We start from the raw sequence: 3,192 nt of genomic DNA, 5'->3' as shown, positions 1-3,192 counted from the left end.
CGGGGCCTTCCTGGGCGTTCCGCCGCATGTTCGTCAGGTCGTTGAGCGTGCCCAGCGCGTCCTGCATCTTTGCCATGCGGCGCACCATCTCGGCCTCGGGCCTGCCGGGCCAGAGCGGGCCGAAGAACTCGGACAGGTAGCGCATGTCCTTGGCCCGCTTGCGGAAATCATGCAGGTCATCTTCGGACAAGCGGCCCAGGTCGTTGCCGAAGGCCAGCATCTCGGTCCAGGCGACCTGCAGCGCGCGCGAGGCGATCACCTGCACCGAGGCTTCGGCCAGCCGCCGCCGCCGTCCGCCACGGACCAGCCTGGACCCGTCCAGCAGCCGCGCCACCTCGTCCGACAGCGGCACCCAGGCATCGTCCCGCAGCTCGGCCCGCAGCGCCTTGCGCAGGTCCGCCGCCTGCCGCGCGGCCTCGTCGCCCGCGGGGGTGCCGGCCAGTTCCCCGGCATGGACATCGGCGTCGCGCAACGGCCCCAGGCGGCGGAAGCGTTCGGCCAGCACCGCTTCCAGCCGCCCGCCCGCATCCGGCGACAGCATGTCCGCGAATCCCCGCACGGTTGATCGCATCCGCCGCAGCGCCACGCGGGCGCGATGCACTGCCTCGGGGTCGTCCGAGGTCAGGATCGGTTCGATCTGGGCGTCGTGGGTCGCGGCCCCCTGCTCGATCAGGCGGCGGAACGCCTGCAGGCCGCTCATCTTCGCCGCCAAAGCCTTCGATTTTCTGCCTGCCGTCTTTCTGGCCGCCATGCCCGTCACCTTTCCCGTGCCTGGAACCGCCTTGCCGCAAAGCGTAGCCGCAATCGCGCGGGCGGCAAGGGACCGTCGCCGGGAAGGCATGGTTCCGGGCCGCGGACCTATACAGCCGCGCGCCCCGGCGCTATCGCTTGCCCGGAAGACGCAGGGACCGCCCTGCCGGATGGTGGCGGAGGGACCTGTGATATTCTGCGAATTCGGCCCCAAGAACCGCCCCGCGCTGTTTCGTGGCCCGTATGCGCTGGTCACGGCCGACAGCGCGGCCGAGGTCGGCCCGGCGCTGGAACGCCTTGACCGCGCGCGCCGTGCGGGCCGGTGGATCGCCGGCTGGATCGCCTACGAGGCCGGCTATGCGCTGGAGGAGCGGCTGCTGCCGCTGATGCCGCAGGCAGAAGGCCCGCTGCTGGCCTTCGGGATCTTCGACGAACCCGAGGATGCCGGCCTGCCCCTGCCGGACGAACGGGTCCGGCTGTCGCCTTTCCGCCCGCTGATCTCTCGGGCCGGGTATGATGCGGCCTTTGCCAGGGTGCAGGATTATATCCGCGCTGGCGACTGCTATCAGGTCAACCTGACCTTTCCCTTGGAAAGCCGGTTGGAAAGCGGCTCGGCCCTCAAGCTTTTCCATGCGCTGCAGCAGCTTCAGCCGGTCGGCTTCGGCGCCTTCGCCGATCTGGGCGGGCCTGCGATCGTTTCGCGCTCGCCCGAGCTTTTCGTGCGGCTGGATGCCGAGGGGCTGATCGAGACGCGACCGATGAAGGGCACGGCGCCGCGTGACCCTGACCCTGCGCACGATGCCGAACTGGCGGCGGCGCTGGCGGCATCTGAAAAGAACCAGGCCGAGAACCTGATGATCGTGGACCTGCTGCGCAACGACATCGGCCGGATCAGCCGCATCGGGTCCGTCCGCGTGCCGGAACTGTTCGCCGTCGACAGCTTCGCCACCGTCCACCAGATGAGCTCGCGCGTGACCGGCCGACTAGCCGCGCCCGCCAGCCTGCCCGCGCTGATGCGGGCGCTGTTCCCCTGTGGCTCGATCACCGGCGCCCCCAAGATCCGCGCGATGGAGATCATCCGCGAACTCGAGCCCTTCCCGCGCGGCGCCTATTGCGGCAGCCTCGGCTGGATGGCGCCGGATGGCTCGGGCTGCTTTTCGGTCGCGATCCGCACCCTGTCGGTCTGGCCGGGGGGCCGCGTGACGCTGAACGTGGGCGGCGGCGTGGTCGACGATTCCACCGCCACCGAGGAATGGGAGGAGGCGCTGTGGAAGACCCGCTTCGCGCTGCCGCTGACGACACCGGGCTGAGGCTGATCGAGACGGCGCTGTGGGACGGCACGGCCTGCCCGCGCATCGGGAGGCATCTGGCGCGGCTTGCGGCCAGCGCCGTGGCGCTGGGCTGGCCCTGCGATGCGGATGCGGCCCGTGCCGCGCTGACCGGCGACGCCGGGACGCCCGCGCGGCTGCGGCTGACGCTGGACCGCAAAGGGGTGCTGGAGGTGACGCGCCATCCCCTGCCGCCCTCGCCGGCGAAATGGCGGCTGGGGCTGGCCCCGGCGCGGCTGAATTCGTCGGACCCCTGGCTGCGGCACAAGACCACGCGCCGGGCGATCTATGACAACGCCCGCGCGGCGATGCCCGAGGGCTTGGACGAACTGCTGTTCCTGAACGAGCGCGGAGAGGTCTGCGACGGCACCATCACGACCCTGTTCTTCGACCGGGGCGCGGGGATGCGGACGCCGCCCCTGTCCAGCGGGCTGCTGGCCGGGGTGCTGCGCGCGGAACTGCTGGACAGCGGGCGATGCCACCAGGAAAGGCTGCTGGCCGGGGACATGCCGCGCGTCCGCCTGTGGGTCGGGAATGCCCTGCGCGGTCTGATGCCGGCAGTCTGGCGGGGCTGAGACCACCTCCGCCGCGAGCCAGCCGGCCAGAGGAAAAGGGCAGGGCATCCGCCCCGCCCCAAGGCTTGTTCAATCGCTGCGGTCCCGCGTTAGGGATCGATGGCGCCAGCCTTACTGCCCGCCATGCGTCACCCGGTAGATCGTGCCATTGGCGTCGTCGCTGACCAGCAGGTTGCCATCGGGCAGGACGGCGATGCCGGTCGGGCGGCCCCAGACCTCGGCCTCGTTCAGCACGAAGCCGGTCATGAAGTCCTCGTAGACGCCGGTGGGCCTGCCGTCCTCCATCAGCGCGCGGACGACCTTGTAGCCGGTGCGGTTCTCGCGGTTCCACGACCCCCGCATGGTCGCGTAGATGCCGTGATAGTCCTCGGGGAAGGCGTCGGCGTCCTGGAAGACAAGCTGCATGGTCGAGGAATGGGCCTGCAGCAGCACCCCGGGGGTGACGGCCTTGTCGGCCAGGTCGGGGCGCTCGCCCGCATGGGCGGGGTCCTCGCCCGCGCCCGCGTAATACCAGGGCCAGCCGTAGAAGCCGCCGTCCT

General features: G+C 70.9%; 4 protein-coding genes. 2 read left to right on the top strand and 2 right to left on the bottom strand.

Annotation, left to right across the window (positions count from 1 at the left end; genetic code table 11):
* A partial coding sequence (locus Q4F04_RS15130; protein ID WP_303370622.1) for a CHAD domain-containing protein occupies window positions 1-700 on the bottom strand: 700 nt, incomplete at its 3' end.
* A gap of 238 nt (window positions 701-938) precedes the next feature.
* Here Q4F04_RS15130 and Q4F04_RS15125 point away from each other — a divergent pair.
* Window positions 939-2,060 (top strand): aminodeoxychorismate synthase component I, encoded by a 1,122-nt coding sequence (locus Q4F04_RS15125; protein WP_303370621.1) that lies wholly within the window; start codon window positions 939-941, stop codon window positions 2,058-2,060.
* Window positions 2,018-2,653, top strand: coding sequence for an aminotransferase class IV family protein (locus tag Q4F04_RS15120; protein WP_303370620.1), 636 nt, complete (start codon window positions 2,018-2,020; stop codon window positions 2,651-2,653). Before Q4F04_RS15125 ends, Q4F04_RS15120 begins: the two co-directional genes overlap by 43 nt.
* 111 nt (window positions 2,654-2,764) lie before the next feature.
* Here Q4F04_RS15120 and Q4F04_RS15115 read toward each other — a convergent pair.
* On the bottom strand, window positions 2,765-3,192 hold a 428-nt coding region (locus Q4F04_RS15115), incomplete at its 5' end, for a sorbosone dehydrogenase family protein (RefSeq protein WP_368660737.1).

Source organism: Paracoccus sp. (in: a-proteobacteria) (assembly GCF_030536915.1).
Classification (GTDB): domain Bacteria; phylum Pseudomonadota; class Alphaproteobacteria; order Rhodobacterales; family Rhodobacteraceae; genus Paracoccus.
The sequence above is the reverse complement of the archived record's forward strand: the minus strand, read 5'-3'. Positions and strand labels throughout refer to the sequence as shown.